This is a genomic window from Paraburkholderia sp. MM6662-R1 (assembly GCF_050436245.1).
In the GTDB taxonomy this organism is placed as follows: domain Bacteria; phylum Pseudomonadota; class Gammaproteobacteria; order Burkholderiales; family Burkholderiaceae; genus Paraburkholderia; species Paraburkholderia tuberum.
In genome coordinates this window covers 2,737,125-2,760,908 of the sequence record NZ_JBNDLV010000004.1, presented here as the reverse complement: position 1 = coordinate 2,760,908, position 23,784 = coordinate 2,737,125, and the positions used below count along the sequence as shown (strand labels likewise).

At 65.0% G+C, this 23,784-nt stretch carries 22 protein-coding genes and 1 pseudogene; 6 read left to right on the top strand and 17 right to left on the bottom strand.

The window, feature by feature from the left end:
* Window positions 1–9: 9 nt before the first annotated feature.
* The 3 genes from OKW39_RS42525 to OKW39_RS42515 are packed head-to-tail and all read right to left on the bottom strand — an operon-like array spanning window position 10 to window position 2,857.
* On the bottom strand, window positions 10–549 hold the full coding sequence (locus tag OKW39_RS42525) for a DUF5943 domain-containing protein (RefSeq protein ID WP_429565426.1): 540 nt from the start codon (window positions 547–549) through the stop codon (window positions 10–12).
* A gap of 43 nt (window positions 550–592) precedes the next feature.
* The gene (locus tag OKW39_RS42520; RefSeq protein WP_090810543.1) at window positions 593–1,564 is read right to left on the bottom strand and encodes a dipeptidase; all 972 of its coding nucleotides are present in this window, start codon (window positions 1,562–1,564) and stop codon (window positions 593–595) included.
* 18 nt (window positions 1,565–1,582) lie between these two features.
* Window positions 1,583–2,857 carry a serine hydroxymethyltransferase gene (locus tag OKW39_RS42515; RefSeq protein WP_429565425.1) on the bottom strand — a complete coding sequence of 425 codons (1,275 nt, stop codon included), beginning with the start codon at window positions 2,855–2,857 and terminating at the stop codon, window positions 1,583–1,585.
* Between the two features lie 418 nt (window positions 2,858–3,275).
* Here OKW39_RS42515 and OKW39_RS42510 point away from each other — a divergent pair, with 418 nt between their 5' ends.
* Together OKW39_RS42510 and ampC are read left to right on the top strand one after the other, a co-directional pair.
* The gene (locus OKW39_RS42510; RefSeq protein WP_090810018.1) at window positions 3,276–4,271 is read left to right on the top strand and encodes a GlxA family transcriptional regulator; all 996 of its coding nucleotides are present in this window, start codon (window positions 3,276–3,278) and stop codon (window positions 4,269–4,271) included.
* Between the two features lie 320 nt (window positions 4,272–4,591).
* On the top strand, window positions 4,592–5,773 hold the full coding sequence (gene ampC, locus OKW39_RS42505) for a class C beta-lactamase (protein WP_429565424.1): 1,182 nt from the start codon (window positions 4,592–4,594) through the stop codon (window positions 5,771–5,773).
* Between the two features lie 12 nt (window positions 5,774–5,785).
* Here ampC and OKW39_RS42500 read toward each other — a convergent pair whose 3' ends face one another.
* From OKW39_RS42500 to OKW39_RS42475, 6 genes are read right to left on the bottom strand one after another with little or no spacing between them, the layout of a single operon-like run.
* Complete coding sequence (locus OKW39_RS42500) at window positions 5,786–6,049, bottom strand: hypothetical protein (RefSeq protein ID WP_018425089.1); 264 nt, start codon at window positions 6,047–6,049, stop codon at window positions 5,786–5,788.
* A 31-nt stretch (window positions 6,050–6,080) separates the two neighbouring features.
* Complete coding sequence (locus OKW39_RS42495) at window positions 6,081–6,737, bottom strand: sarcosine oxidase subunit gamma (protein ID WP_090810023.1); 657 nt, start codon at window positions 6,735–6,737, stop codon at window positions 6,081–6,083.
* On the bottom strand, window positions 6,727–9,729 hold the full coding sequence (locus OKW39_RS42490) for a sarcosine oxidase subunit alpha family protein (RefSeq protein WP_429565423.1): 3,003 nt from the start codon (window positions 9,727–9,729) through the stop codon (window positions 6,727–6,729). The genes OKW39_RS42495 and OKW39_RS42490 overlap by 11 nt, the downstream gene beginning before the upstream one ends.
* A complete protein-coding gene (locus OKW39_RS42485; protein WP_018425086.1) occupies window positions 9,726–10,061 on the bottom strand; it encodes a sarcosine oxidase subunit delta in 336 nt (111 codons plus the stop codon). Before OKW39_RS42485 ends, OKW39_RS42490 begins: the two co-directional genes overlap by 4 nt.
* Before the next feature lie 17 nt (window positions 10,062–10,078).
* Window positions 10,079–11,323: a sarcosine oxidase subunit beta family protein gene (locus OKW39_RS42480; protein ID WP_090810027.1), complete on the bottom strand. Its 1,245-nt coding sequence runs from the start codon at window positions 11,321–11,323 to the stop codon at window positions 10,079–10,081.
* Between the two features lie 39 nt (window positions 11,324–11,362).
* Window positions 11,363–12,757, bottom strand: a complete 1,395-nt coding sequence (locus OKW39_RS42475) for an L-serine ammonia-lyase (protein ID WP_429565422.1) — start codon at window positions 12,755–12,757, stop codon at window positions 11,363–11,365.
* Window positions 12,758–13,081: 324 nt separating this feature from the next.
* On the opposite strand from OKW39_RS42475, the gene OKW39_RS42470 reads away from it, so the two are divergent.
* Window positions 13,082–14,164: a GlxA family transcriptional regulator gene (locus tag OKW39_RS42470; protein ID WP_429565421.1), complete on the top strand. Its 1,083-nt coding sequence runs from the start codon at window positions 13,082–13,084 to the stop codon at window positions 14,162–14,164.
* A gap of 31 nt (window positions 14,165–14,195) precedes the next feature.
* On the opposite strand, the gene OKW39_RS42465 is transcribed toward OKW39_RS42470, so the two are convergent.
* From OKW39_RS42465 to OKW39_RS42445, 5 genes and pseudogenes are all read right to left on the bottom strand, one after another.
* The gene (locus tag OKW39_RS42465) at window positions 14,196–15,188 is read right to left on the bottom strand and encodes a GlxA family transcriptional regulator (protein ID WP_429565420.1); all 993 of its coding nucleotides are present in this window, start codon (window positions 15,186–15,188) and stop codon (window positions 14,196–14,198) included.
* 20 nt (window positions 15,189–15,208) lie between these two features.
* Window positions 15,209–16,112: pseudogene (gene choW, locus OKW39_RS42460) on the bottom strand (choline ABC transporter permease subunit).
* Window positions 16,105–17,280: a quaternary amine ABC transporter ATP-binding protein gene (locus OKW39_RS42455; RefSeq protein WP_429565419.1), complete on the bottom strand. Its 1,176-nt coding sequence runs from the start codon at window positions 17,278–17,280 to the stop codon at window positions 16,105–16,107. The pseudogene choW and the gene OKW39_RS42455 overlap by 8 nt, the downstream one beginning before the upstream one ends.
* Before the next feature lie 259 nt (window positions 17,281–17,539).
* The gene (locus tag OKW39_RS42450) at window positions 17,540–18,667 is read right to left on the bottom strand and encodes a VIT1/CCC1 transporter family protein (RefSeq protein WP_429333914.1); all 1,128 of its coding nucleotides are present in this window, start codon (window positions 18,665–18,667) and stop codon (window positions 17,540–17,542) included.
* A gap of 67 nt (window positions 18,668–18,734) precedes the next feature.
* The gene (locus OKW39_RS42445; protein ID WP_176078901.1) at window positions 18,735–19,046 is read right to left on the bottom strand and encodes a hypothetical protein; all 312 of its coding nucleotides are present in this window, start codon (window positions 19,044–19,046) and stop codon (window positions 18,735–18,737) included.
* 740 nt (window positions 19,047–19,786) lie between these two features.
* Between OKW39_RS42445 and OKW39_RS42440 the strand changes: the two genes are divergently transcribed.
* Complete coding sequence (locus OKW39_RS42440; protein ID WP_429565418.1) at window positions 19,787–20,164, top strand: BON domain-containing protein; 378 nt, start codon at window positions 19,787–19,789, stop codon at window positions 20,162–20,164.
* Between the two features lie 18 nt (window positions 20,165–20,182).
* Here the strand turns inward: OKW39_RS42440 and OKW39_RS42435 are convergent, their stop codons facing one another.
* From OKW39_RS42435 to OKW39_RS42425, 3 genes are read right to left on the bottom strand one after another with little or no spacing between them, the layout of a single operon-like run.
* Window positions 20,183–20,752 carry a helix-turn-helix domain-containing protein gene (locus OKW39_RS42435; RefSeq protein WP_184046833.1) on the bottom strand — a complete coding sequence of 190 codons (570 nt, stop codon included), beginning with the start codon at window positions 20,750–20,752 and terminating at the stop codon, window positions 20,183–20,185.
* A gap of 43 nt (window positions 20,753–20,795) precedes the next feature.
* Complete coding sequence (locus OKW39_RS42430; protein WP_429565417.1) at window positions 20,796–21,182, bottom strand: HepT-like ribonuclease domain-containing protein; 387 nt, start codon at window positions 21,180–21,182, stop codon at window positions 20,796–20,798.
* Window positions 21,179–21,469 (bottom strand): nucleotidyltransferase family protein, encoded by a 291-nt coding sequence (locus OKW39_RS42425; protein ID WP_184010058.1) that lies wholly within the window; start codon window positions 21,467–21,469, stop codon window positions 21,179–21,181. Before OKW39_RS42425 ends, OKW39_RS42430 begins: the two co-directional genes overlap by 4 nt.
* Window positions 21,470–21,763: 294 nt before the next feature.
* On the opposite strand from OKW39_RS42425, the gene OKW39_RS42420 reads away from it, so the two are divergent.
* Window positions 21,764–23,158, top strand: a complete 1,395-nt coding sequence (locus OKW39_RS42420) for an LLM class flavin-dependent oxidoreductase (RefSeq protein ID WP_429565416.1) — start codon at window positions 21,764–21,766, stop codon at window positions 23,156–23,158.
* Between the two features lie 46 nt (window positions 23,159–23,204).
* The gene (locus OKW39_RS42415; protein ID WP_429565415.1) at window positions 23,205–23,768 is read left to right on the top strand and encodes a flavin reductase; all 564 of its coding nucleotides are present in this window, start codon (window positions 23,205–23,207) and stop codon (window positions 23,766–23,768) included.
* The last annotated feature ends 16 nt before the right edge of the window (window positions 23,769–23,784 follow it).

The window sequence follows — 23,784 nt, the reverse complement described above, 5'->3', positions numbered from 1 at the left end:
ATGCCCGGATTAGATTGACGCGAGCGGCGAGACTTCGAACACGCAGTGCTCGTGTCCCTCCGCCGCGCAGCGTGCTTCTTTCGACTGCGACGGCGGGCCCTTGCGCGCGCCGTCGGGCGCGGTATCGTTGACCCAGTCCATCGCGCCCGCGAACCAGCCGGCGAACATGTAGCAAAGCTTGCCGGTCTTGCCCGGTTGCGCGAGCACGAACGACGAGTGCCGCAATTCGATCCGCGCACGCGAGCTGGCCGGATCGGCTTCGATGATCCTGAAGATGCCCCAGCCGCGCTGCGACAGACGGTTCAGGTAATGCTCGAATACCGCCATGCCGGCAAGACCATGTTGCTTCGCTTCCTTCTCGCACCAGAAATAGGCGGACTTGTGACCGGCCTTGTAGAGAATCCCGGCGTACGTATCTCGGCCGAGCGCTTCCTCGACGGCGACGTGGTTGTTGGTGAAGAAGTGGCGCGGCACGTACAGCATCGGCAGCGCGTCGGTGGTCCAGACGCCGGTGTCGGGATCGACGTCGATAGGCAGTTGCGGTTGCATGGGAAGGCTCCGTTTTTATCCGCTATAAAAGAAGGGGTAAAGCTCACACCGTCCAGACTTCGCCGAACACCCGTACCCAGTTTTCGCCCATGATCTTGCGGATGCGCGTCTCGCTCCAGCCGGCGCGTTCCATCGCGGCGGTCAGGTTCGGAAACTCGCCGATCGTGCGAATGCCTTCGGGATTCACGACCTTGCCGAAGTTCGTCAACTGTCGATAACGGCCCTTGTCGTGCGTGATCCAGTCGAAAAACTCGGTGCTGTAGCCCTGCGTGAAATCCGTGCCGATCCCCACCTGGTCCTCGCCGATCAGGTTCACCACGTACTCGATCGCCTCGATATAGTCCTCGACGGTCGCATCCGGTCCGCGCTTCAGGAACGGCGCGAACATCGTCACGCCGACGAAGCCGCCCGCGTCCGCGATCTCCTTCAGCTGCTCGTCGGTCTTGTTGCGCGGATGCTCCTTGAGCCCGGACGGGCAGCAATGCGAATAGCACACCGGCTTCTTCGACGCCGCGATCGCCTCTGACGACGTCTTGCCGCCCACATGCGACAGATCGACCATGATGCCGACGCGGTTCATCTCCTGAATCACTTCGCGCCCGTAGCCGGACAGACCGCCGTCACGTTCGTAGCAGCCGGTGCCGACCAGGTTCTGCGTGTTGTAGCAAAGCTGCACCACGTTGACGCCGAGATCCTTGAACGCTTCGATATAGCCGAGGTTGTCCTCGAACGCATGCGCGTTCTGGAAGCCGAAGATGATGCCGGTCTTGTTCTCTTTCTTGGCGCGGAAGATGTCGTCGGTGGTGCGCACCAGCGTGAGGATCTCGCTGTATTGGCGGATTTGCTGCTTCATTTCGGCGATGTTGTCGACGGTCTTCTGAAAACTCTCCCAGACCGACACCGTGCAGTTCACCGCGGTCACGCCGCCCTTGCGCATGTCCTCGAACACCGAGCGCTCGAACTTCGAAATGTTCAGCCCGTCGATGATGATGCTGTTCTCGTGCAGTTGACTCATCGTTTGCTCCACGCGTACTCAGTAAATGGGAAAGCGCTCGCACAGCGCGAAAATCTCGCGGCGCACGCGTTGTTCGGTTGCGGCATCGCCTTCGGGCGACACGCGCAGCGCATCGAGCACCTCGACGATCAGACGCCCGACCTCGCGAAACTCGCTGACGCCGAAGCCGCGTGTCGTGGCCGCCGGTGTGCCGAGGCGGATGCCGGAGGTGATGGTCGGCTTCTCCGTATCGAACGGAATGCCGTTCTTGTTGCAGGTGATGCCCGCGCGCTCCAGCGCCTGTTCGACCTGATTGCCCTTGAGCCCCTTCGGCCGCAGATCGACCAGCAGCAGATGGTTGTCGGTGCCGCCCGTCACCAGATCGACGCCGCCCGATGTGAGCACCTCGCCCAATGCCCGCGCGTTCGCGAGCACGCTGTCGATATAGGTTTTGAAGTCCGGCTGCAGCGCCTCGCCGAATGCGACCGCCTTGCCGGCGATCACGTGCATCAGCGGGCCGCCCTGCAAGCCGGGGAACACGGCAGAGTTGATCTTCTTTGCGATCTCCTCGTCGTTGGTCAGCACGAATCCGCCGCGCGGACCGCGCAAGGTCTTGTGGGTGGTCGACGTGACCACGTGCGCATGCGGGACCGGATTGTCATGGCGGCCCGCCGCGATCACGCCGGCGATATGCGCCATGTCCACCATCAGCTTCGCACCGGCGCCATCGGCGATCGCGCGCAGCCGCACGAAGTCGAGCGCGCGCGGATAGGCGGAGAAGCCGGCGATCAGCAGCGTCGGCTTGTGCTGTTGCGCCAGCTCCTCGATCTGCTCATAGTCGATCAGCATCGTGTCGCGCCGCACGCCGTACTGCACCGCGTTGAACCACTTGCCCGACATCGCGGGTTTCGCGCCGTGCGTCAGATGGCCGCCCGCGTCGAGCGACATGCCGAGCACCGTGTCGCCGGGCTTCGCGAGCGCGAGCATCACCGCGCCGTTGGCCTGCGCGCCGGAATGGGGCTGCACGTTGGCGAACTTCGCGTCGAACAGCTGCTTGATGCGATCGAGCGCCAGCGTCTCGATCGCGTCGACGTATTCGCAACCGCCGTAGTAACGCTTGCCCGGATACCCTTCCGCGTACTTGTTGGTCAGCACCGAGCCCTGCGCGTCGAGCACCGCGCGCGAGACGATGTTTTCCGACGCGATCAGCTCGACTTGCGACTGCTGACGCTCGAGCCCTTTCAGAATGGCGCCGCGCACCGCCGGATCGCGCGCCGCTAGCGAGTCGTCGAAGAAGGGATTCGGGTTCGACATGGAAGGTCCGTGAGATCGTTGACGGGCAGGCTGCTGCGGGTTGCCGGCGGGATCGCGCTACCGCTTTGCCCTGGGTCTATTCTTGACGGTCGCCCGGCGCGTCTATTTACGAATTCAGACGCGTTCTTTGCCTTTTCCGCCATGCGCAACCTGTTTCGACAAGTCGGCGCGATCCGCGCGCTCAGCGCTGCACTACAACGCAGTATTCCTGCGCCGATCGGGTGCGCTGCAAGGGCGTCGCCGCGCTGTTCCGGTGCCGCGCGGATGCTTTCATCAGTCGATTGCTTAGCTATTCCAGGCTTTGTGCGCAGTATCCAAGGGTTTAGCCTGATGGCACGGTAGTTGCCCTGATACTCAGAATTCAGATAGTCGCCCTCCCCACGGCGACGCGACATTTACATCAGGAATCACCGTTCCCATGTCCACCGATCGCACGGCATCGTTGTCGCATTTCGCATTCATGCCGGTCCCCAACTTCACGATGATCGCTTTCTCGAACGCGATCGAAGTGCTACGGATGGCGAACTATCTGACGGGCCAGACGCTTTACCGCTGGTCGATCGTGAGTCCCGCCGGCGGGCCGGTCATGGCGAGCAACGGGTTATCCGTCGATACGGGGCCGGTCGAATGCGTCGGGCAACCCGACATCGTGTTCGTGGTCGGCGGCATCGACGTGCAGCGCTCCACCACCGCCGAGCATCTGTCCGCGCTGCGCCGTTTCGCGCGCATGGGCTGCGTGCTGGGCAGTCTTTGCACGGGCACCTATGCGCTCGCGCGCGGCGGCCTACTGGCCGGTTATGCGTGTGCGATTCATTGGGAAAACATGTCGGCGCTGAAGGAAGAGTTTCCCGATACGCGCTTTCTGAAAGAGCTGTTCGTGATCGATCGCGATCGCGTGACCTGTACCGGCGGCGTCGCGCCGCTCGACATGATGCTGAACCTGATCGCGCCGCGTGTTGGCACCGCTCGGGTCACGCAGATCGCCGAGCAGTTCATCGTCGAACACGTGCGGGACACCAGCGCGCAGCAGAAGATGCCGCTCGTCGCGCGGCTCGGCTCGGCCAACAAATCGCTGTTCGAAGTGATCTCGCTGATGGAGAACAACATCGAGGAGCCGCTGTCGCGCGAAGAACTCGCACGACTCGCCGGCATGTCGCAACGGCAGTTGCAACGGCTGTTCCGCGAACATCTGGGCATGACGCCGACGCACTACTATCTGACACTGCGCCTGCGGCGCGCGCGCGAGTTGCTGTTGCAGACCGACATGTCGATCATGCACATCACGATGGCCTGCGGCTTCCAGTCGGCCTGCCACTTCTCGAAGAGCTATCGCGATGCGTTCGGCACCGCGCCGACGCGCGAGCGTCGCAAGCAGGTGCCTTCGCTATCCGGTGCGCCAGTGATGGCGGCTTGATCAATGAACAGAAGTGCCGCGTGCCCGGCAGGTCACGCAGCGCTTTAGCGGCCAATCAAACTCAAGCCGCCTTCAACAACCCGTGCGGGTCGATCACAAACTTCTTCGGCGCGCCGCCGTCGACGTCTCCATGTTCGTGAGCGGCACGCCGCACACGCTGCGCGGCGCACCGTTTCACCAGCGTAGCGGCCTACAACTTTTTCTTTTCCCCCGCGCAACATATCCTCGTTTGCCATCGGTTCGCAAAAGCCCGATAGTGCTGCCTCAGCCGAATCGCCGATCTGCCGATTCACACTCCCCCGACCGAGGACCCGTTTGCCATGAAAACCCGAGCGCTCAAACTGATAACAACCGCCACGTTCGCGCTGTTCACGCTCTGCGCGATCTCACCCGTCGGCCACGCGGCCGAGCCCACCGCCGCGCAACTCCAACCCACCATCGATGCCGCGATCAGGCCGCTGATGGCGAAGTACCATATCGCCGGCATGGCGATCGGCGTGATCGACGACGGCAAGCCCTACGTCTACAACTACGGCGTCGCATCGACGCAAACCGGCAAGCCGGTCGCACGCGATACGCTGTTCGAACTCGGCTCGGTCAGCAAGACCTTCACGGCGACGCTCGCGTCGTATGCGCAGCTCGACGGCAAGCTGTCGTTGTCGGACGGCACGGAGCGCTATCTGCCGACGCTGCGCGGCCGCCCGTTCGGCAAAGTCAGCCTGCTGAACCTCGGCACGCACACGCCTGGCGGTCTGCCGCTCCAGGTGCCGGACGACATCCATAACGACGCGCAATTGCTGCGGTACTTCCACGACTGGGAGCCCGCTCATGCGCCCGGCACGTTCCGCACCTACTCGAATCCCGGCATCGGCACGCTCGGCCTGATCACCGCGAAGACCATGGGACAGGATTTCACCGTGCTGATGCAGCAACGCGTGTTTCCGGCGCTCGGCATGAAGAACAGCTACATCGACGTCCCCGCGGCGAAAATGCCGGACTATGCGCAGGGCTATGCGAAAGACGGCGCGCCGATCCGCCTGACGGGCGGCGTGATTTCCGCCGAAGCGTACGGGGTGAAGTCGACCGCCGCGGATATGCTGCGTTACGTGCAGGCCAACATGAACCTGATTCCGCTCGACAGTCAGTGGCAGCGCGCGATCATGGACACGCATACCGGCTACTTCCAGGCCGGGGTGCTGACTCAGGATCTGATCTGGGAGCAGTACCCGTATCCGGTCGCGTTGCCGACCTTGCTGGCCGGCAATTCGCCGGAGATGGTCCTCAACGGCACGCCGTCGACCGCAATCAAACCGCCGCTGCCGCCGCAGCAGAACGTCTGGATCAACAAGACCGGATCGACCAACGGCTTCGGCGCGTATGTCGCGTTCGTGCCGCAAAAACGCATCGGTATCGTGATGCTCGCCAATCGCAATTTCCCGAACGAAGCGCGCGTGAGCGCCGCGCATCAGATCCTCACGGCGCTGGATGGCGGCAGGCCCTGATACGGCGTGGACTTACGGGCGCAGCCGCGCACGCGCTGCGCCGGCGATCCGCGCGAGCGCATCCGCGCTCAGACGGGCCGCGATTTTCTCGACGTACGCATGATGCCGCGCTTCGAGCGGCGCACCGAGCTCCCGCGCGAGCAGATAGCGGATCAGCGCAATGCGCCGATGACGCAGCGCGATACTTTGATCGAGCAGCGCGAGCGCGGCGCCGGCATCGCGCTCATCGCACGCGCGTGCCGTGAGAAGCGAGGTGGCCGCGCGTGCCGACGTCATGGCGACATCAGCAAAGCGAAGCGCGCGTCGCTCAGCACATCAACGGCTCGGCGGCGTCGAGCATGATCCTGACGAAGTAATCCGCGAAACTGCGACGCACGACGATGTCGAAACTGTCGGCGCCCGTGGGCAGCAACGTAATCGACGCCTTGAAATAGTGGCTCTGCGCGCACTGCCCCACCCCGAAAAGTTTGGGATGCAGATCGAGTGGACAGCCGCGCGCGAGCACGTCGCGCGTGCGCGTGCCGGTGATTTCGAGCACCGTATAGCCGCTGCCCACATCGACCGCCGATGCGAACACGCCCGCGAACGCCGCGCCGAGCTTCGCCTGCAACGGCGCCGTGCGCGTCGCATCGTGCGCGGTTTCCGAACGCACGAGCCATTCGTCCGGGCCGAGCCAGACCATGTCGTAGCCGTTGCCGCGCGCGACGGTGTTCGGCTTCTCCGGCGGCTTGCAGCCGATCACCTGTTCCACCGCGCGAATGAACGCCGAGTCGCGCGTATCGCCGCGCACGTTCACGAGTTCGAGAAATGGCCGCTCGCCAAGCCGGAACGCGGCAGTCGCGTTGGCCTGATGCTGTTTCAGCAGCCCATCCACACCGACCAGCGGCGACTCCTGCCACGCGCCGTTTTGCCGCCCGAGCGTGCGGTCCACGATGGACACCGTCCCGCCTGTTTCATTCCACATGTTGACGTGCTCCTTCGCTGTCGTAGAACACCGGACTCGCGATCTTCGCCGCGATCTGTTTGCCGCTCGCGAGCGGAATCGTGACGGTCGTGCCGATCTTGTCGAGACCGCCCTTGACGACCGCCATCGCGATCGAGCGTTGCAGAATCGGGCTGTAATAGCTCGACGTGACGTGCCCGAGCATCGGCGCGGTGTCGCCCTGGAACGGACCGGCGACGATCTGCGAGCCCTCGGGTATCACGAACGACGCATCCTCCGCGAGCAGCCCGACCAGTTGCTTGCGTCCCGCCTTCGCGGTGTCCGAGCGGGCGAGCGAGCGCTTGCCGAGAAAGTCCTTCGACTTCGCGACGAGCCCGCCCATGCCGAGGTCGTGCGGCGTCATCGAGCCGTCCGTATCCTGGCCGACGATGATGTAGCCCCTCTCCGCGCGCAGCACGTGCATCGTCTCGGTGCCGTACGGCGTGATGTCGAACTCGGCGCCCGCGGCCATCAACGCTTCCCACACCGCGCGTCCGACGTTGGCCGGCACGTTCACCTCATACGCGAGTTCGCCCGAGAAGCTGATGCGCATCACGCGCGCCGCCGCGCCCGCGACGGTGCCTTCACGATACGTCATGAACGGAAACGCCGCGTTCGCGAAGTCGATGTCGTCGCAGACCTTTTGCAGCACCTTGCGGCTCATCGGGCCGACTACCGCAAAAGTTGCCCAGTGATCGGTGACCGACGCGAGCCGCACGCGCAGGTCGGGCCATTCGGTTTGCAGCCAGCGTTCGAGCCACGTGAGCACACGCGCCGCGCCGCCGGTGGTGGTCGTCATCATGTAGTGCTGCTCGGCGAGGCGCACGGTCACGCCGTCGTCGAAGATCATGCCGTTTTCGTCGAGCATCAGGCCGTAGCGGCACTTGCCGACTTCGAGCTTGGTCCACGGATTCGTGTACACCCAGTTCAACAGTTTCGCGGAATCGGGGCCCTGAATATCGATCTTGCCTAGCGTCGACGCATCGAGGATGCCGACGCTCGTGCGCACCGCGAGCGCTTCGCGCGCAACCGCCGCGTGCAGATCCTCGCCCGCTTTCGGGTAATACCACGGACGCTTCCAGTTGCCGACGTCCTCGAACGCCGCGCCGTGTTCCACGTGCCATTCGTGCACCGCCGTCTTGCGCACCGGATCGAGCAATTCGCCCAATTCCCGGCCGGCGAAAGTGCCGAACGTGACCGGCGTGTAGTTCGGCCGGAACGTCGTCGTGCCGGTCTCGGGAATGGTCTTACCGAGCGCCTGGGCGAGAATCGCCATGCCGTTGATGTTGCCGAGCTTGCCCTGGTCGGTGCCGAAGCCCATCGCGGTGTAGCGCTTCACGTGTTCGACGGATTCGAAGCCTTCGCGCGCCGCGAGGAAGATATCGGCCGCCGCGACGTCGTTCTGGAAATCGACGAACTGCTTGGGCCCGCGCGTGGCCAACTCGCGTCCGCCGACGAGCCACAGCGGTTCCAGCTTCGTTTCGCTCAGTTCGGCGACCTGCACCGGCTTTGGCCGCGCGACGATGTGCCCGGCGGCGCGCGCCGCTTCGACGCCGGCGTCGAGCGCGAAGCGGATGCCCTGGCCGAGCGTGAAGTCGCCCGCGCAGGCGCCGACGCTGGTCTCAGGCTGGACCGCCTTGCCCGGCACGAAGCAGGCCTTGTCGTCATGCCAATGGGCCTTGCCGCCCGACTGCGCGAACAGATGCAGCACTGGGCTCCAGCCACCCGACATCGCGAGCAGATCGCACGGCAGTTGGCCCTGCTGAGCGGTGATTTGCCCTTTCGCATACGAGGCGAGCGACACCGACGCGACGCGCAGCTTGCCATGCGCCGCCGTGACGACCGTGCCGTTCAGCACCTTGATGCCATGGCGGCGCGCGAGCGCGGGCAGCGTGCCCTTCGATTCGCCCGCGCGCGGATCGATGACGCTCACCTGCGCGCCGGCCGCTTTCAGGTCGAGCGCGCATTGATAGCCGTCGTCGTTGTTCGTGAACACGATCGCATTGCGACCCGGCAGTACCGCATACCGATGCAGATAGCTCGACACCGCCGACGCGAGCATCACGCCAGGCAGATCGTTGTTGCCGAACACGATCGGCCGTTCATGCGCGCCGGTCGCGAGAATCACGCGTTTCGCGCGGATCTTCCACAGCAGTTCGCGCGTGCCCTTGCGCTGCGACACGGGCAGATGATCGGTCAGGCGCTGGGTGACCGTGACGAGATTGTGGTCCTGATAGCCGAACGCGGTGCTGCGGCTCAGGATCTTCACATCGGGCAACTGCCGCAATTCGTCCTCGATTTTCCGCACCCACCGCAGCGCGGGCTTGCCGTCGATCTCCGCGCCGCAGGACAGCAGCGAGCCGCCCAGCTCGGGCTGATCGTCGACGAGCGTCACGCGCGCGCCGGACAAGGCCGCCGCGTGCGCGGCCGCGAGCCCGGTCGGGCCGCCGCCGACGACCAGCACGTCGCAATGCGCGAAGCACTTGTCGTAGCGGTCCGCGTCGCGCTGTCGCGGCGCGGTGCCGAGGCCGGCCGCGTCGCGAATCGCTTCCTCGTACTTCGGCCAGAGTTTGCGCGGCCACATGAAGGTCTTGTAGTAGAAGCCCGCCGGAATGAAGCGCGCGATCTTCTGGTTGATCGCCATGCGGTCCTTTTCGATGCTCGGTTTCGCGTTCACGCTGCTCGCGACGAGCCCCTGGTACAACTCGACTTCGGTGGCGCGCGCGTTCGGCACCGTGTAGGCGCCGGTCTCCAGCTGCACGACCGCGTTCGGCTCCTCGACGCCCGCGGTCACGATGCCGCGCGGCCGATGATATTTCCAGCTGCGCGCGACGAAATGCATGCCGTTCGCGAGCAATGCGGACGCGAGCGTATCGCCTTGATAACCCTGATACTCGACGCCGTTGAACGTGAAGCTCAGCGCGATCGCGCGATTGATGCGCCCGCCGGTCGGGAGTCGGTCTTTCTGGCTCATGATGCTTTGCCCTCTTGTGCCTTTACCTGTGCGTTTGCTGCCTGTGTATCGGTACTGTCCAGCGCCAGCAACGGACGCTCGAACGTCTGATAACCCTGGAACGCATAGCTGACGGTGTCGCGCTGCGCCTTGAACCAGCGGCGGCAGCCCTGCGTGTGGAACCATTGCTCGCGATGCACGCCGCGCGGGTTCTTGCGCATGAAAAGGTAGTCGCCCCATTCCTTGTCGGTGAGCTTGTCCGTGTCGAGCGGGCGGGCGATGTCCGCCTCGCCGCCGCACGAGAATTCGGTTTCGGCGCGGGGACCGCACCACGGGCATTCGATCAGCAGCATCTGTGTCTCCTTGTCGACTAGTGGGCCACGGCGGCAGCGCCATGCTCATCGATCAGATGACCGGTATAGAACCGGTCCAGCGAAAACGGCGCGTTCAACGGATGGGGTTCGTCCTTCGCGATCGTGTGCGCATAGACCCATCCCGAGCCGGGCGTCGCCTTGAAGCCGCCCGTCCCCCAGCCGCAGTTGAAATACAGTCCCTTCACATCGGTCTTGCTGATGATCGGGCACGCGTCCGGCGACACGTCGACGATGCCGCCCCACTGCCGGTTCATCCGCACGCGGGAAAACACCGGGAACATTTCGACGATCGCCTCGAGCGTGCCCTCGATGACCTGGAAGCTGCCGCGCTGCCCAAATCCGGTGTACTGATCGACGCCCGCGCCGATCACGAGATCGCCCTTGTCGGACTGGCTGATATACGCGTGGACCGCATTCGACATCACGACCGTGTTGACGACCGGCTTGATCGGCTCCGACACCAGCGCCTGCAACGGATGGCTTTCGAGCGGCAGCCGCACGCCGGCCATGTCGGCGAGCGTCGACGTGTTGCCGGCCGCGACCACCGCGACCTTCTTCGCCTTGATGAAACCCTTCGTCGTGTCGACGCCCGTCACCTGGCTGCCGTCGCGGCGAATGCCGACGACCTGGCAGTTCTGCACGATATCGACGCCGGCCTGATCGGCGCCGCGCGCGAAGCCCCACGCCACCGCATCGTGCCGGGCCACGCCGCCGCGCCGCTGGATCGATGCGCCGAGCACGGGGTAGCGGCTGTTCAGATTGATGGTCGGCTCGAGTTCCTTGATCTGCGCGGGCGTGAGAAATTCGGCGTCGACGCCGTTCAGGCGGTTCGCGTTGACGCGGCGTTCGGTGTCGCGCACGTCCTGCAGCGTATGCGCGAGATTCATCACGCCGCGCTGGCTGAACATCACGTTGTAGTTCAGATCCTGCGCGAGCCCTTCCCACAGCTTCATCGCCTTCTCGTAGAGCGCGGCGGATTCGTCCCACAGGTAGTTCGACCGCACGATCGTCGTATTGCGCGCGGTGTTGCCGCCGCCGATCCAGCCCTTCTCGAGCACCGCGACATTGCGCACGCCATGCTCCTTCGCGAGGTAGTACGCGGTCGCGAGACCGTGCCCGCCGCCGCCGACGATCACGACGTCGTATTCACGTTTAGGCTCGGGGCTGCGCCATTGCCGCTCCCAGTTCTCGTGATACGACATCCCGTTGCGTAGCAGGCTGAATATCGAATAGCGGCTCATCGTCGTTCCTTGGCGGTTTTGCAGATGCGGTGTAGCGGTTCAACACTCGATGACGTTCACGGCCAGTCCGCCGCGCGACGTCTCCTTGTATTTCGTCTTCATGTCGGCGCCGGTTTCGCGCATGGTGCGGATCACACTGTCGAGCGACACCACGTGCTTGCCGTCGCCCTTCATCGCGAGGCGGGCCGCGTTGATCGCCTTGATCGCGCCCATCGCGTTACGCTCGATGCACGGAATCTGCACCAGCCCGCCGACCGGATCGCAGGTCATGCCGAGGTTGTGTTCCATGCCGATTTCGGCGGCGTTCTCGACCTGGGTGGGCGTGCCGCCCATCACGGCCGCGAGCGCGGCGGCGGCCATCGAGCAGGCCACGCCCACTTCGCCCTGGCAGCCCACCTCGGCGCCGGAGATCGACGCCGTTTCCTTGTAGATGATGCCGATCGCCGCGGCGGTCAGCAGGAAGTCGACGATGCCGGCGTCGTTCGCCGCATGCATGAATTTCACGTAGTAGTGCAGCACTGCCGGGATCACGCCGGCCGCGCCATTGGTCGGCGCGGTGACGACCCGGCCGCCCGCGGCGTTCTCCTCGTTGACGGCCATCGCGTACAGGTTGACCCAGTCGAGCATCGACAGCGGGTCGCGCAGCGATTCCTCCGAGCGTGCGCGCAAGCGCTCGCACAGCTCGGCCGCGCGACGCTTCACGTGCATCGGGCCGGGCAACTCGCCGCGCGCCTTGCAACCTCGCTCGACACATGCGGCCATGGTGCGCCAGATCGCCAGCAGGCCCTCGCGCACGTCGTGCTCCGGCCGGGTCGCGCATTCGTTGCGCAACGTCACTTCGGCGATGGACAGGCCGCTCTCGCGGCACACGCGCATCAGATCGTCGCCGGTGCGAAACGGATACGGCACCTCCGCGTTGGCGCGCCGGCCGTTCACGCGATCGCCGTCGCGATTGACGACGAAGCCGCCGCCGATCGAGAAGTACTCTTTTTCGACGAGCAGTTGACCGTTCTCGTCGAAGGCCTGGAAGCGCATGCCGTTCGGATGCACGACGCCCGAGCCCGGCGCGCCCGGCATCAGCTTGCGCAAGAAGCCGACATGTTCGCGCTCGTCGAACGCGACCGGATGCTTGCCGAGCAGCACGAGCTGTCGGGTCTCGCGGATCGCGCGCAGCCGCGGCTCGATCAGCTCAGGATCGAGCCGGTCGGGCAGATTGCCTTCGAGGCCGAGCAGCACCGCCTTGTCGGTGCCGTGGCCCTTGCCGGTCGCGCCGAGCGAGCCGAACAGCTCGGCTCTGACGCGCCGCACGAAGCCGAGCAGATTCGCGTCCTCGATGTGCGATGCGAAGCGGCATGCGGCGATCATCGGCCCGACCGTGTGCGAGCTGGATGGACCGATGCCGATCTTGAACAGATCGAAGACGCTGACGTTCATGGCGTGCCTTGTGCGTTGTGTCTTGCGTGTTGCGATGGCCGGAAGCGCTTCGACTCGACTCATGCGCCCGGACGGAATGTGCGTCTATTGCACCGCACGCCGGGCCGGATCGATAGAATAAAAACGGCATCGCAATGGGATGGCGTCGTCAGGTGAACCGCCAGGCGGGTCTTCCGGCGCATTTGCGATGACTTGGGACGCATTTGCGACAGGCGGCCCGATTGCGGCCGGCAATGCTGAAGGTCCGTGGTGCTATCCTCGCTTCACCGTTTCGGTCAACGTTCGTTCCTCTTTCGCCGTTCTTTTCACCGACCCGCCGCGCGCATGAATTCCGCTGAAACGCTTGCCCCTCCCTCACTCGACACAGCCACGAAGCAGCGCATCCGCTTCGGCATCATCCTGCTGCCGAACTTCACGCTGACCGCATTCGCGGGTTTCGTCGACCTGCTGCGCCTGTCCGCCGACGAAGGCGACTTCAGCAAGCCGGTGCGCTGTTCGTGGAGCGTGATCGGGGAAACCCTGGCCCCGGTGCGGGCGAGTTGCGGCATCCAGATCACGCCGTGGGAAACCTTCGAGACCGCCGGGAAGTTCGACTACGTGGTGGTGGTCGGCGGACTGCTGCACTCGGGGCCGGCCGCGAGCGAGGCGACGCTCGAGTTCATCCGCCGCGCCGCCGCCCGCGACGCGACGCTGGTCGGCATGTGCACCGGCGTGTTCTCGCTGATGCGCGCGGGCGTGCTCGACGGCCATCGGATCTGCGTGAGCTGGTTTCACTACTGGGATTTCATCGAGCGCTTTCCGTCGGTCGACGAACAGATGCTGGTCGCCGACCGGCTGTTCGTGATCGACCGGCGGCGCATCACCTGTTCCGGCGGCCGCGCGTCGATCGACGTCGCCGCCGCGATCCTGCTGCGTCATTTCGAAACCGCCACGGTGCAGAAGGCGCTGCGCATCCTGCTCGTCGACGACCTGCAGAAAGGCAACGCGCCGCAGCCGCATCCGCCCGGTCTCGCGCCGGCCTCGCATCCGAAGGTCAAGCGCGCGATCCTGCTGATGGAGCAGCACGTGGGCCGCGCGCTGCCGCTTGACCAACTGGCGGGCAAGCTCGATCTGTCGCCGCGTCAGCTCGAACGGCTGTTCAAGGCGCAGACCGGCAAGGCGCCGCAAGCCTACGCGAAGCAGGTGCGCCTGCGCACCGCCGCGTGGTTGTTGACGAGCTCAGACAAAACCGTCGCCGATATCGCGTCGAGCTGCGGCTTTTCGGACGCCTCGCACCTGGGACGGGAATTTCGCAAACAGTTCGGCGTGCCGCCGATGATGTATCGCGAGCAGCGCGGCACGGCGGAGCAAGCCGACGACGGCTCGTGCTACGACGAAACGTTTCCGGGCCGCGCGCAGGCGATCTGAATCCGCGCGGCATGCGAGGCCGCGGCACCCGCTACTCCGGCATGCGCCGCTCGACGCTCGGCGCATGTCCGAACTGCGCGCGATAGGCCTTGCTGAAATGACACGGAGAATGAAAACCGCACACCGTGGTCACGCGCGCGATCGACGCATCGGTATTGCGCAGCAGATCGCGCGCGCGGCGCAGCCGCAAGCTCAGGTAGTAATGCGTCGGCGACATGTTCAGGAACAGCTTGAACATCCGTTGCAAATGACGCTGCGACAGGTTGACGAGCCGGGCGAGTTCGTCGAGCGATAGCGGCTCCTCGATGTTCGCTTCCATCAGCCGCACCACTTCGATCAGTTCGGTGCGCGACAGGCCGACCCGCGCGTCGACCGGAATGTGCTGGTAATCGGTCGAGCCGCGAATCCGCTCGACGATGAATTGCTCGGACACCTGCGCGGCCACCGCGGCCCCCAGCCGCATGCCCACCAGATGCAGCATCAGATCGAGCGGCGCGGTTCCGCCGGTGCAGGTCAGCCGGTCGCGGTCGATCACGAACAGTTCGTCGTCGAAATGCACGTGCGGATAGCGCTGGTGCAACGGCGACATGTCCTCCCAATGCACGGTCGCGCGATAGCCGTCGAGCAGCCCGGCCGCGAGCAGCGCATACGGACCCGTGCAGATGCCGCCGAGCGGCACGCGGTGCGCGGCCGCCTCGCGCAGCAGCGCGATCACCGCGTCGTTCACATACTCGCGCACGTGCCAGCCCGCGCACACGAACAGCAGGTCCGGCATGCCGGCCTCGGCGAGCGTGGTGGTCGGTTTCACCGTGATGCCGTTGCTCGCGCGCGCCGGCTCGCCGTCCGGCGTGATCACGGACCACCGGTAGTGCTGCGCGCGGCCCACGTAGTTCGCCATGCGCAGCACCTCGACCGCGCTCGTGAACGCGATCATCGAGAAGTTCGGCAGCGTCAGGAAGCCGACGTGCGCGACGGCGCACAGCCGCGCATCGGCTTCGGCGGAGGCGATTGCGTCGCGCTTCATGGACGTATCGAATCAGGCCGTCAACCGTGTTGCGCCGCCGGCTCGCGGCGCACTTTCATCGCATTGCGCAAACCGGCGAACAGGGGGGCGCGTACCTTGCCCGGCGCCCGGCCGAAGCTCTCGGTGATGCGGTCCAGAATGATCGCCAGCATCACGACCGACATCCCGCTTTCGAAGCCGAGTCCGATATCGAGCCGCTGGATGCTCGCGAGCACGTCGTTACCGAGGCCGCCCGCGCCGACCATCGACGCGATGATCACCATCGACAGCGCCATCATGATGGTCTGGTTCACGCCGGTCATGATCGACGGCAGCGCGTTCGGAAACTGCACCTTGTACAGCAGTTGCCACGGCGTGCAGCCGAACGCCTGTCCCGCTTCGACGATTTCGCGATTCACGTGCTTGATGCCGAGCGCGGTCAGACGCACCGCGGGCGGCATCGCGAAGATCACCGTCGACAGGATGCCCGGCACGCGGCCGAGACCGAACAGCATCGCGGCCGGAATCAGGTAGACGAACGCGGGCATCGTCTGCATCAGATCGAGCACCGGGCGCACGATCATTTCGATGGCGCGGCTCTTCGCCGTCCAGATGCCGAGCGGCACGCCGAGCACGAGACTGATCACCGTCGATGACAGCGTGAGGCCGAGCGTGATCACCATCTGATCCCAGAAGCCGGTGCCGTAGATCAGCAGCAGCGCCGCCAGCGTGAACAGCGCGAAGCGCCAGCCGACGCGCCACAAGCCGATGCCGACGAAAAAACGCCATCAGCGCCCACATCGGCACGGCCTGCAAACCGTGCTCGACCGCCGCGGCGAAACTCTCGATGACCTTGCCGATCGTGTCGAAGGTCTGCGCGTCGTGATCGAGCAGGTAGTGAACGCCGCGATCAACCCACGCGCCAACTGGAATGACTTCAGACATGGGAACCTCGGTGGCGCGTGAGAACGTTCAGCACGTTCGTCTTGTTGACCGAACCGCAGTAGGAGCCGTCCGCTTCGACGACCGGCAGCGGCGCGCGGCTCGCCACCACGCGCGCGACCACGTCGTCGAGCGGCGTGCTGCGGCGGATGCATTCGATCTGGTTGAGCTGCGGCGACGCGCTGCCCGTCGCATCGCGGCACACGAAGCCGCGAATCCGGCGCTCGCTATCGAGCACGAACGCGTAGTCGGCGCTGCCGTTGAGCGTCGCGGCGACGCTCGACGCATCGATCTGCGGCGCGTGCATCAGCGGCACGTCGTCGGTCTGCATCAGATCGCCGGCAGTCAGATAGCGGCTCGTGTCGATGCCTTCGAAGAACGCGCGCACGTAGTCGTCGGCTGGGTTCTTGATGATTTCCCGCGGCGTGCCGATCTGCACGACACGGCCGCCTTCCATGATCGCGATGCGCGTGCCGATGCGCATCGCCTCCTCCAGATCGTGCGACACGAACAGGATCGTGCGCTGCTGCTCGCGTTGCAGATCGAGCAGCACGTTCTGCATCTCCTTGCGCTTGAGCGGATCGAGCGCGGAGAACGCCTCGTCCATGATCATCAGCGACGGGTTGACCGCGAGCGCGCGCGCGAGCCCGACGCGCTGCTGCATGCCGCCCGACAACTCGGCCGGCAGTTTCTGCGCGAACGGTGCAAGGCCGACCTGTTCGAGCACCGTCAACGCCCGGGCCACGCGCTCCTTACGGCCGACGCCCGCGACTTCGAGGCCGAACGCCGCGTTGGCCAGCACGTTGCGCTGCGGCATCAGTGCGAAGGACTGGAACACCATGCTCATGTCCTTGCGGCGCAGCGCGGTCAGCTCGGCGCGCGGCACGCCTGCGACATCGCGGCCGTCGATCAGCACCTTGCCGGCGCTGGGCTCGACGAGCCGATTGATCAGGCGAATCAGCGTCGACTTGCCCGAGCCGGACAGGCCCATCAGCACGAAGATCTCGCCCTCGCGAACCTCGAACGACGCGTTGTGGACGCCGACGATCTGACCGGTGCGGGCAAACACCTCTTCTTTCGTGGCGCCGCCGGCCAGCATCGCGAGCGCCTGTTTCGGGTTGCTGCCGAACACCTTGCACAGCCCTTCGACCACGACCTTGGGGGAATTCATCGAGTGCTCTCCTCGCTTGCGGACGTCCGTCCGCGCTGTGCCTACATAGTTGCCAGAAAAAAGTGCGGCTAACCGACTAATTCCGACAACCACATGAGGAAATGCGACACCCGGTCATGCCGTGGACGCTCGGCGCGGCGAGCAAACCCTTGTGGGAGAAAGGATTGACGCGGATTGGCCGACGCGCGGAGCGTGTCGCCACAGAGGAGGCAGCGCTCCCGGACGGCGACGAGCGCGAGACGCTTCCGAGTTGAACCGGTCAGGAAATCGACACGCCCAGCAAGCGCCCGACGCCGAACGTGAACCCTGCCGCAATGAGCCCGATGACGATCTGGCGCAGCGCCGAAAACCCCGCGCTGCGTCCGTTGAACAACGACGTGAACACGCCGATCGACGCGAGCGCCAGCATGCTCAGCACGACACACTGAACGATTGCGCTGACGCCGCGCGTCCACAGGAACGGCATCACCGGGAAAATCGCGCCGAGCGAGAACAGGCAGAACGACACACCCGCCGCCGACCACGGATTGCCGCCCAGTTCCGCCGGATCGAGACCGAGCTCCTCGCGCGTGAGGGTGTCGAGCGCCTTGTCCTTGTCGCGCATCATCTGCGAGGCCACGCGTTTCGCCTCGCTCGCGTCGAGCCCTTTCGCGCGGTAGATCAGCGTGAGCTCGTGCTCCTCCGCTTCGGGCTGTTCTTCGATCTCCTCGGCTTCCTTGGCGATCTGCGTGCTCGCGAGTTCGCGCGCATTGGTGACCGACAGCCATTCGCCGAGCGCCATCGAACAGGCACCGGCGATCAGCCCGGCGAGGCCGGTCAACAGGATCGCCTTGTTGCCGGTGCCCGCGCCGGCGACGCCCATGATCAGGCAGAAGTTGGACACGAGGCCATCGTTCGCGCCGAGAACCGCCGCGCGCAGATCGTTGCCCGCCGCGGCGCCCTTGTGCCACGACTCGGCCGCGGCAATGCGCGCGCCGGACGACAGGTTGGCATTGCCGGTGCTCGCGAGCGTCTGCACGACGGCCGCGTGATGATGTTCGTCGGCCGACATGTGGCCCGCGTCGCGTTGGCCTTGATATTTGTTGCGGTCCGCGTATTCGGCTGCGGCGAGCGTCGGCAGCACGAAGTCCGCGCCGCACACGCGCACGAGCCCCTTCATCAGACGCGTCTTGACCGCATGGCCACGGCCCTTCGGTTCGATGCCATTGGCTCTGAGCTTGTCGGCCCACACTTGCGCGTGGCTGTGTTCGGATTGCGCGAGATCCTGATAGACCTGCTTGCGGGTCTCGTCTTTCTCGACCTGCGCGAGCGTCTCATAGAGGGCGGCGCTGTGCAGTTCGTCGGAGAGATTCGCCTTGTAGCGTTTCACTTCATGTTTCGTTGCCATGATCGCGCCTCGCAACTGCCCGGCGCCTCATCAACGATGAATGCCACGCCGGGCGTCCGCCTGTCCGTTACTGGCTGGCAGGCGCACCAACGCCGGCCTTCTTCTGGGCTGCCTGCAGCTTGTCCGGATAGTTCGGATCGTTCTGCGCCGGCTGGTAGCCCGCGTCTTCGAGTTTCTTCAACTCGGCGTTCTTTTTCGCGCGGGCCTGTTTGCGCTCTGCCTTGCGCTCGGCCTTGGTCGGCTTTGGGGTGGTCGTCGTCGCGCCTTCCTGGGCTGCGGCATCCGTCGAGCCCTGCGCGAGCGCGAGCGGAATCGTACCGGCCATCAGTGCGACGGCCGAAACCCCCAGCATGATTCGTTTAATGGCGAAGCTCTTCATCACTGATATCCCCTGAAAAAATTGGCAATAACGTACGAATTGCGGCTGCGAATCGTGAACCACACGCCGGGTCGCGCAGCCTCCACGCGAACCCGTCAACGGGAGCTTACTGCCAAATAACGGGATGCGGGTCGGGAGCGTGCACGGGCCCCGGCGGCCTCGTTTTCAGAATTCTCCGGGTTTTGTTGAGATTGACTCATGAACAATAGTGGCGCGGATCGATTTCATCATCTACTCGGACCGTCGCTTCGTATATGTCGGCCGGCTATTCGATGCCAAGACTGGAAAGCTGCTTGCACAGCGCACGTTCAGCACGCCTGTCCCCATCTTTTCTGGTCAACGGGTCTGCGATACTCGCTGAATCCGTATTCGCCGCCCCGTTATCTCGGTCCGTCCGTCGAATTTTCCCGCGGGGATGGCGGTGAAGGAGATTCGAGTATTTCGTTACCTCCGTCGTTCTGGGACAAACTAGCCGCCGCGCGCCCGCGCTTATAGTCGGCTGCGTCGTATGCCGGTGCCTGTGTCTCACCGTGCTGGAATCAAGCCGCACGCACCTCCTTCCGCGATTCGGTTTTTTGGCACGTCCGCGCCGTCAGGAGTATCTTTTAACCGCGCCGGAAGCGCCAAAACCACCACTCCTCTACAAGACAGACGCTTCCCAGAGTCCAGACCTGCTCGACAAAGCGCGACGTTTCTAACATGCAACGAAGCGACATCAACTTATCGAGGATGGTGAAACAGTGAAAACAGTCAATCTTTTGAAGGTGCTCGGTATTGCATTGTGCATGGCAACCGCATCCAGCGCCTATGCCCAGGCGAGCGACGCGCAGACGCCTGCCGCCACGGCAGCCGCGCCGGCCCCGACCGCCCAGTCGACGCGTGCGGCGGATCGCAAGCTCGGCCGCGACGTGCGGCACGCGCTCGGTAAAGCGCCGGGCTTCAATGTATCGAACGTGTTCGTGCGGGCGCGCGGCGGCGCGGTGACGTTGACCGGCTCGGTGCCTCAGGGCGACATGATCCAGCAGGCCGGCGATGTTGCGAAAGGCGTGCCGGGCGTGACCTCGGTGACCAACAGACTCACCCTGAACCTGCCATCCCGCGGGAGTGGCGGGAGCTGAGCACAAGCTGGACGAAACTCAGCGCCGCACCAACCCCACCACATATCTGCACACCTCGGTGCCCGCATTGAAGAACTCGCATTCGACCGGCGCACCGAGTTGCAAACAATCCCCCGCTTCGAGCCGGTGCGTGAGCGCGCCCTCGCGAAACGTCAGCACCCCTTGCGTGACCCAGATCTGCTGATGCTGAAACACGAACGCATCCGACGGATAAGGCACTCTCACCCCAGTCGGCAATTCGATTTCGAGCAGTTCCAGCACGCCGCCGGTCGGCGGTGAAATACGCCGCCGCGTATAGCCGGTTTCGGGGTCCTCCCACAGCGACTGGTCCGCATGACGCACGAGCCGCTCGCCGGTCTGCTCGGCGAGTGCGAGCAACGTGGACAGCGTCAGCCCGAACGCGCCCGACAACCGCCCGAGCACCGTCGCGGTCGGACTCGCCTCGCCACGCTCGATCTTGCTGATCATCGCCTTCGATACACCCGAGCGCTCGGCCAGCTCGGCGAGCGACCAGTTGCGCGCCTCGCGCTCGGTCTTCACGCGCGCGGAGATCGCCTGCGTCAGATCGATGGCGGAAGTTTCGGACATGGCGGGGTCGTCGTTGCGCAAGTGGGGGGCACCTTCCGCTCGGTCATTGCTTCATTCCATCGTCCTTGCGGTCTTCATCTTCGGCATCCTGGCACGCAGCAGGCAGTTGTTTCAGTAGCTCTGGTAGCGCCGTTTGCACTGTGTCCCACACCACATCAAGGTTGATATCGAAGTAGCCGTGGGCGATGCGGTTGCGCATCCCGCGCATGCTGCGCCACCGTACTTTAGGGTGCGCCTGAGCGAAGTCGGCATAGCGGTCCATTACTTTCGTGGCGGCCTCGCCAATGATGATGAGGCTCATGACGACGGCCCGCTGGGTGCGCTTGTCCTCAAGGAAGTGATCCTTGGCCTGCCCCTTCACGAAGCTGCAAGCATCGGTTGCGGCCTGCTGCATGTGGTCGAGGTAGTCCGGCAAGCGGTTCTCGTTCATACCGGCTGCGCCTCCGCAAGCACCTTGGCCCGGAACTTCTGCGGCAGGTCGGCCGGGGTCAGCAGATCGACGTGGACGCCGAGTAGCGCTTCCAGTTCATCCTGCAACCCCCCCAGGTCGAACAGCGTCGCCCCTGGCAACGCATCGACCAGCAGATCGAGGTCGCTGCCGTCCCGGTCGGTGCCGTGCAGCACCGAGCCGAACACGCGCGGGTTCGCTGCGCGGAAGCGACTCGTCGCTTCGCGCACTACGCTGCGCTTCATGTCGAGAACAACGGACGGTCGCATGGGCATCCTTTCTTATCGAAACTCATCGAGACGATAAGCGATTGAGTCGAGACTCGCAATGCCTTCACCTCCCGTGCCATGCCGGTTGCGTTGGCGGGCTTGCTGCCCCGGCACGGCCTACGCCAGGCTGATTACCTTTGACGCAGCAGCGCCAGGATCAGCGCAGACCAGTTCAGGCCGCTACGACCACCGCAACCGGCACAGCCAGCCAACAACGTCTTGCATAGTGATTTTTCGTCCACTATATTAAACGCAACGCCATTGCCCGAACCCGCTCGTCAGCCGGAACACACCATGCCGAAGGAAATCGTTCTCAACGCGTTCGACATGAACTGCGTAGGCCACATCCAGCAAGGGCTGTGGACCCATCCGCGCGATCAGTCCACGCGCTACACGGATCTGCAGTACTGGACCGACTACGCGCGCAAGCTCGAAGCGGGCCTGTTCGACGGCATCTTTTTCGCGGACGTGGTCGGCGTGTACGACGTCTACGGCGGCAGCCCGGACGCGGCAATCGGCGGCGCCGTGCAGGTGCCGGTCAACGATCCGACGCTGCTGATTCCGGCGATGGCCGCGCTCACGCGGCATCTGTCGTTCGGCGTCACGTCGAATCTGTCGGTCGAGCAGCCGTTTCTGTTCGCGCGCCGCATGTCGACGCTCGATCATCTGACGCGCGGCCGGGTCGGCTGGAACATCGTGACCGGCTATCTGGACAGCGCATCGCGCGCGATCGGCCTGAGCGGCCAGATGGCGCACGACGATCGCTACGATCTCGCCGACGAGTACATGGAGCTCGTGTACAAGCTGTGGGAATGCAGCTGGGAAGACGGCGCGGTGCTGCGCGACAAGGCGCGCGGCGTCTATGCGGACGCGTCGAAAGTCCACGTGATCCATCACCACGGCAAGCAGTACCGCGTCGATGCGATGCATCTCGCGGAGCCGTCGCCGCAGCGCACGCCGGTGCTGTATCAGGCCGGTTCGTCCGCGCGCGGCAAACAGTTCGCGGCGGCACACGCGGAGTGTGTGTTCGTCAACGGCCAGGCGAAGCCGGCGGTCAAGACGATCGTCGACGACATCCGCGCGCACGCGGTCGCCGGCGGCCGCCGCGCCGACGACATCAAGGTACTGCTCGGCCAGACCGTGATCACGGGCCGCACCGATCAGGAAGCGCGGGAGAAATTCGAGGAGTACCGCCGCTATGTGAGCTCGGAGGCGGCGCTGGTGCATGCGGCCGCATCGCTTGGCATCGACTTCGCGCGCTACGACCTCGACGAGCCGATTGAAACGGGCAAGAGCCAGGCGATCGTGTCGAACGTCGAAGCGATGACGCGCGCGGCCGGTCCGCAATGGACGAAGCGCAAGCTGCTCGAACAGATGGTGCTCGGCAGCCGCCAGCAGCCGCTCGTCGGTTCGGCTGAGAAGATCGCCGACGATCTGATCGCGTGGACCGAGCAAACCGGCGTCGATGGCTTCAATCTGTCGCGCACCGTCGTGCCCGAGTGCTTCGACGATTTCATCGAACTGGTCGTGCCGCTGCTACAGGAACGTGGCGCGTACAAGCGCGCGTATCGTGACGGCACGCTGCGCGAAAAGCTGTTCGGCCACGCGCGGCTGCCTGCGAGCCACACGGCGGCGCGCTTCCGTTCGCCGGCTTGCGCGGCGGCGCCGGACGACGAGCCTCGCGGCTAACTCGACCACCGTTGTTTTGGCGAACCCGACTTCCAGCAGAGGCCCCATGCTTGACAAGAGCACGTTCCGCGACGCGATGGCCGGGCTTGGCGCGGCTGTCAACATCATCAGCAGCGACGGCGAAGCCGGCCTTGCGGGCTGCACCGCGTCGGCGGTCTGCGGCGTCACCGACGAGCCGCCCACCCTGCTCGTTTGCATCAACCGCAGCAGCCGCAACAACGCGGCGTTTCGCAGCAACGGCAAGCTCTGCGTGAACGTGCTGAGCGCCGAGCAGCAGGCCCTTGCCGCGCACTTCGCCACGAGCGCGCTCGCGATCGAAGAGCGCTTCGCCGCCGCGCAATGGGACGACCTCGCAACCGGCGCGCCGGTGTTGCAGGACGCGCTCGCGTCGCTCGACTGCGAGATCGAGTCGGTGACCGAAGTCGGCACGCACACGGTGTTCTTCTGCGCGGTGAAAGCCGCGCGCACGCAGGGCGCGGGCGATGCGCTGATCTACTACGGCCGCCGCTATCATCGCGTCGGCGAGCGCTCGGTTCACGCGACGCCCGCCGCTTCACCTGCCCCGCCCCACCCTCGCCAACGGCCCGGCCGCGATCGTCCGGCCGAATAGCGCGGCCGCGGTGCGC

Coding starts and splice junctions, on each gene's coding strand:
- OKW39_RS42525 (WP_429565426.1), bottom strand. CDS start 549: ATGCAACCGCAACTGCCTATCGACGTCGATCCCGACACCGGCGTCTGG.
- OKW39_RS42520 (WP_090810543.1), bottom strand. CDS start 1,564: ATGAGTCAACTGCACGAGAACAGCATCATCATCGACGGGCTGAACATT.
- OKW39_RS42515 (WP_429565425.1), bottom strand. CDS start 2,857: ATGTCGAACCCGAATCCCTTCTTCGACGACTCGCTAGCGGCGCGCGAT.
- OKW39_RS42510 (WP_090810018.1), top strand. CDS start 3,276: ATGTCCACCGATCGCACGGCATCGTTGTCGCATTTCGCATTCATGCCG.
- ampC (WP_429565424.1), top strand. CDS start 4,592: ATGAAAACCCGAGCGCTCAAACTGATAACAACCGCCACGTTCGCGCTG.
- OKW39_RS42500 (WP_018425089.1), bottom strand. CDS start 6,049: ATGACGTCGGCACGCGCGGCCACCTCGCTTCTCACGGCACGCGCGTGC.
- OKW39_RS42495 (WP_090810023.1), bottom strand. CDS start 6,737: ATGTGGAATGAAACAGGCGGGACGGTGTCCATCGTGGACCGCACGCTC.
- OKW39_RS42490 (WP_429565423.1), bottom strand. CDS start 9,729: ATGAGCCAGAAAGACCGACTCCCGACCGGCGGGCGCATCAATCGCGCG.
- OKW39_RS42485 (WP_018425086.1), bottom strand. CDS start 10,061: ATGCTGCTGATCGAATGCCCGTGGTGCGGTCCCCGCGCCGAAACCGAA.
- OKW39_RS42480 (WP_090810027.1), bottom strand. CDS start 11,323: ATGAGCCGCTATTCGATATTCAGCCTGCTACGCAACGGGATGTCGTAT.
- OKW39_RS42475 (WP_429565422.1), bottom strand. CDS start 12,757: ATGAACGTCAGCGTCTTCGATCTGTTCAAGATCGGCATCGGTCCATCC.
- OKW39_RS42470 (WP_429565421.1), top strand. CDS start 13,082: ATGAATTCCGCTGAAACGCTTGCCCCTCCCTCACTCGACACAGCCACG.
- OKW39_RS42465 (WP_429565420.1), bottom strand. CDS start 15,188: ATGAAGCGCGACGCAATCGCCTCCGCCGAAGCCGATGCGCGGCTGTGC.
- OKW39_RS42455 (WP_429565419.1), bottom strand. CDS start 17,280: ATGAATTCCCCCAAGGTCGTGGTCGAAGGGCTGTGCAAGGTGTTCGGC.
- OKW39_RS42450 (WP_429333914.1), bottom strand. CDS start 18,667: ATGGCAACGAAACATGAAGTGAAACGCTACAAGGCGAATCTCTCCGAC.
- OKW39_RS42445 (WP_176078901.1), bottom strand. CDS start 19,046: ATGAAGAGCTTCGCCATTAAACGAATCATGCTGGGGGTTTCGGCCGTC.
- OKW39_RS42435 (WP_184046833.1), bottom strand. CDS start 20,752: ATGTCCGAAACTTCCGCCATCGATCTGACGCAGGCGATCTCCGCGCGC.
- OKW39_RS42430 (WP_429565417.1), bottom strand. CDS start 21,182: ATGAACGAGAACCGCTTGCCGGACTACCTCGACCACATGCAGCAGGCC.
- OKW39_RS42425 (WP_184010058.1), bottom strand. CDS start 21,469: ATGCGACCGTCCGTTGTTCTCGACATGAAGCGCAGCGTAGTGCGCGAA.
- OKW39_RS42420 (WP_429565416.1), top strand. CDS start 21,764: ATGCCGAAGGAAATCGTTCTCAACGCGTTCGACATGAACTGCGTAGGC.
- OKW39_RS42415 (WP_429565415.1), top strand. CDS start 23,205: ATGCTTGACAAGAGCACGTTCCGCGACGCGATGGCCGGGCTTGGCGCG.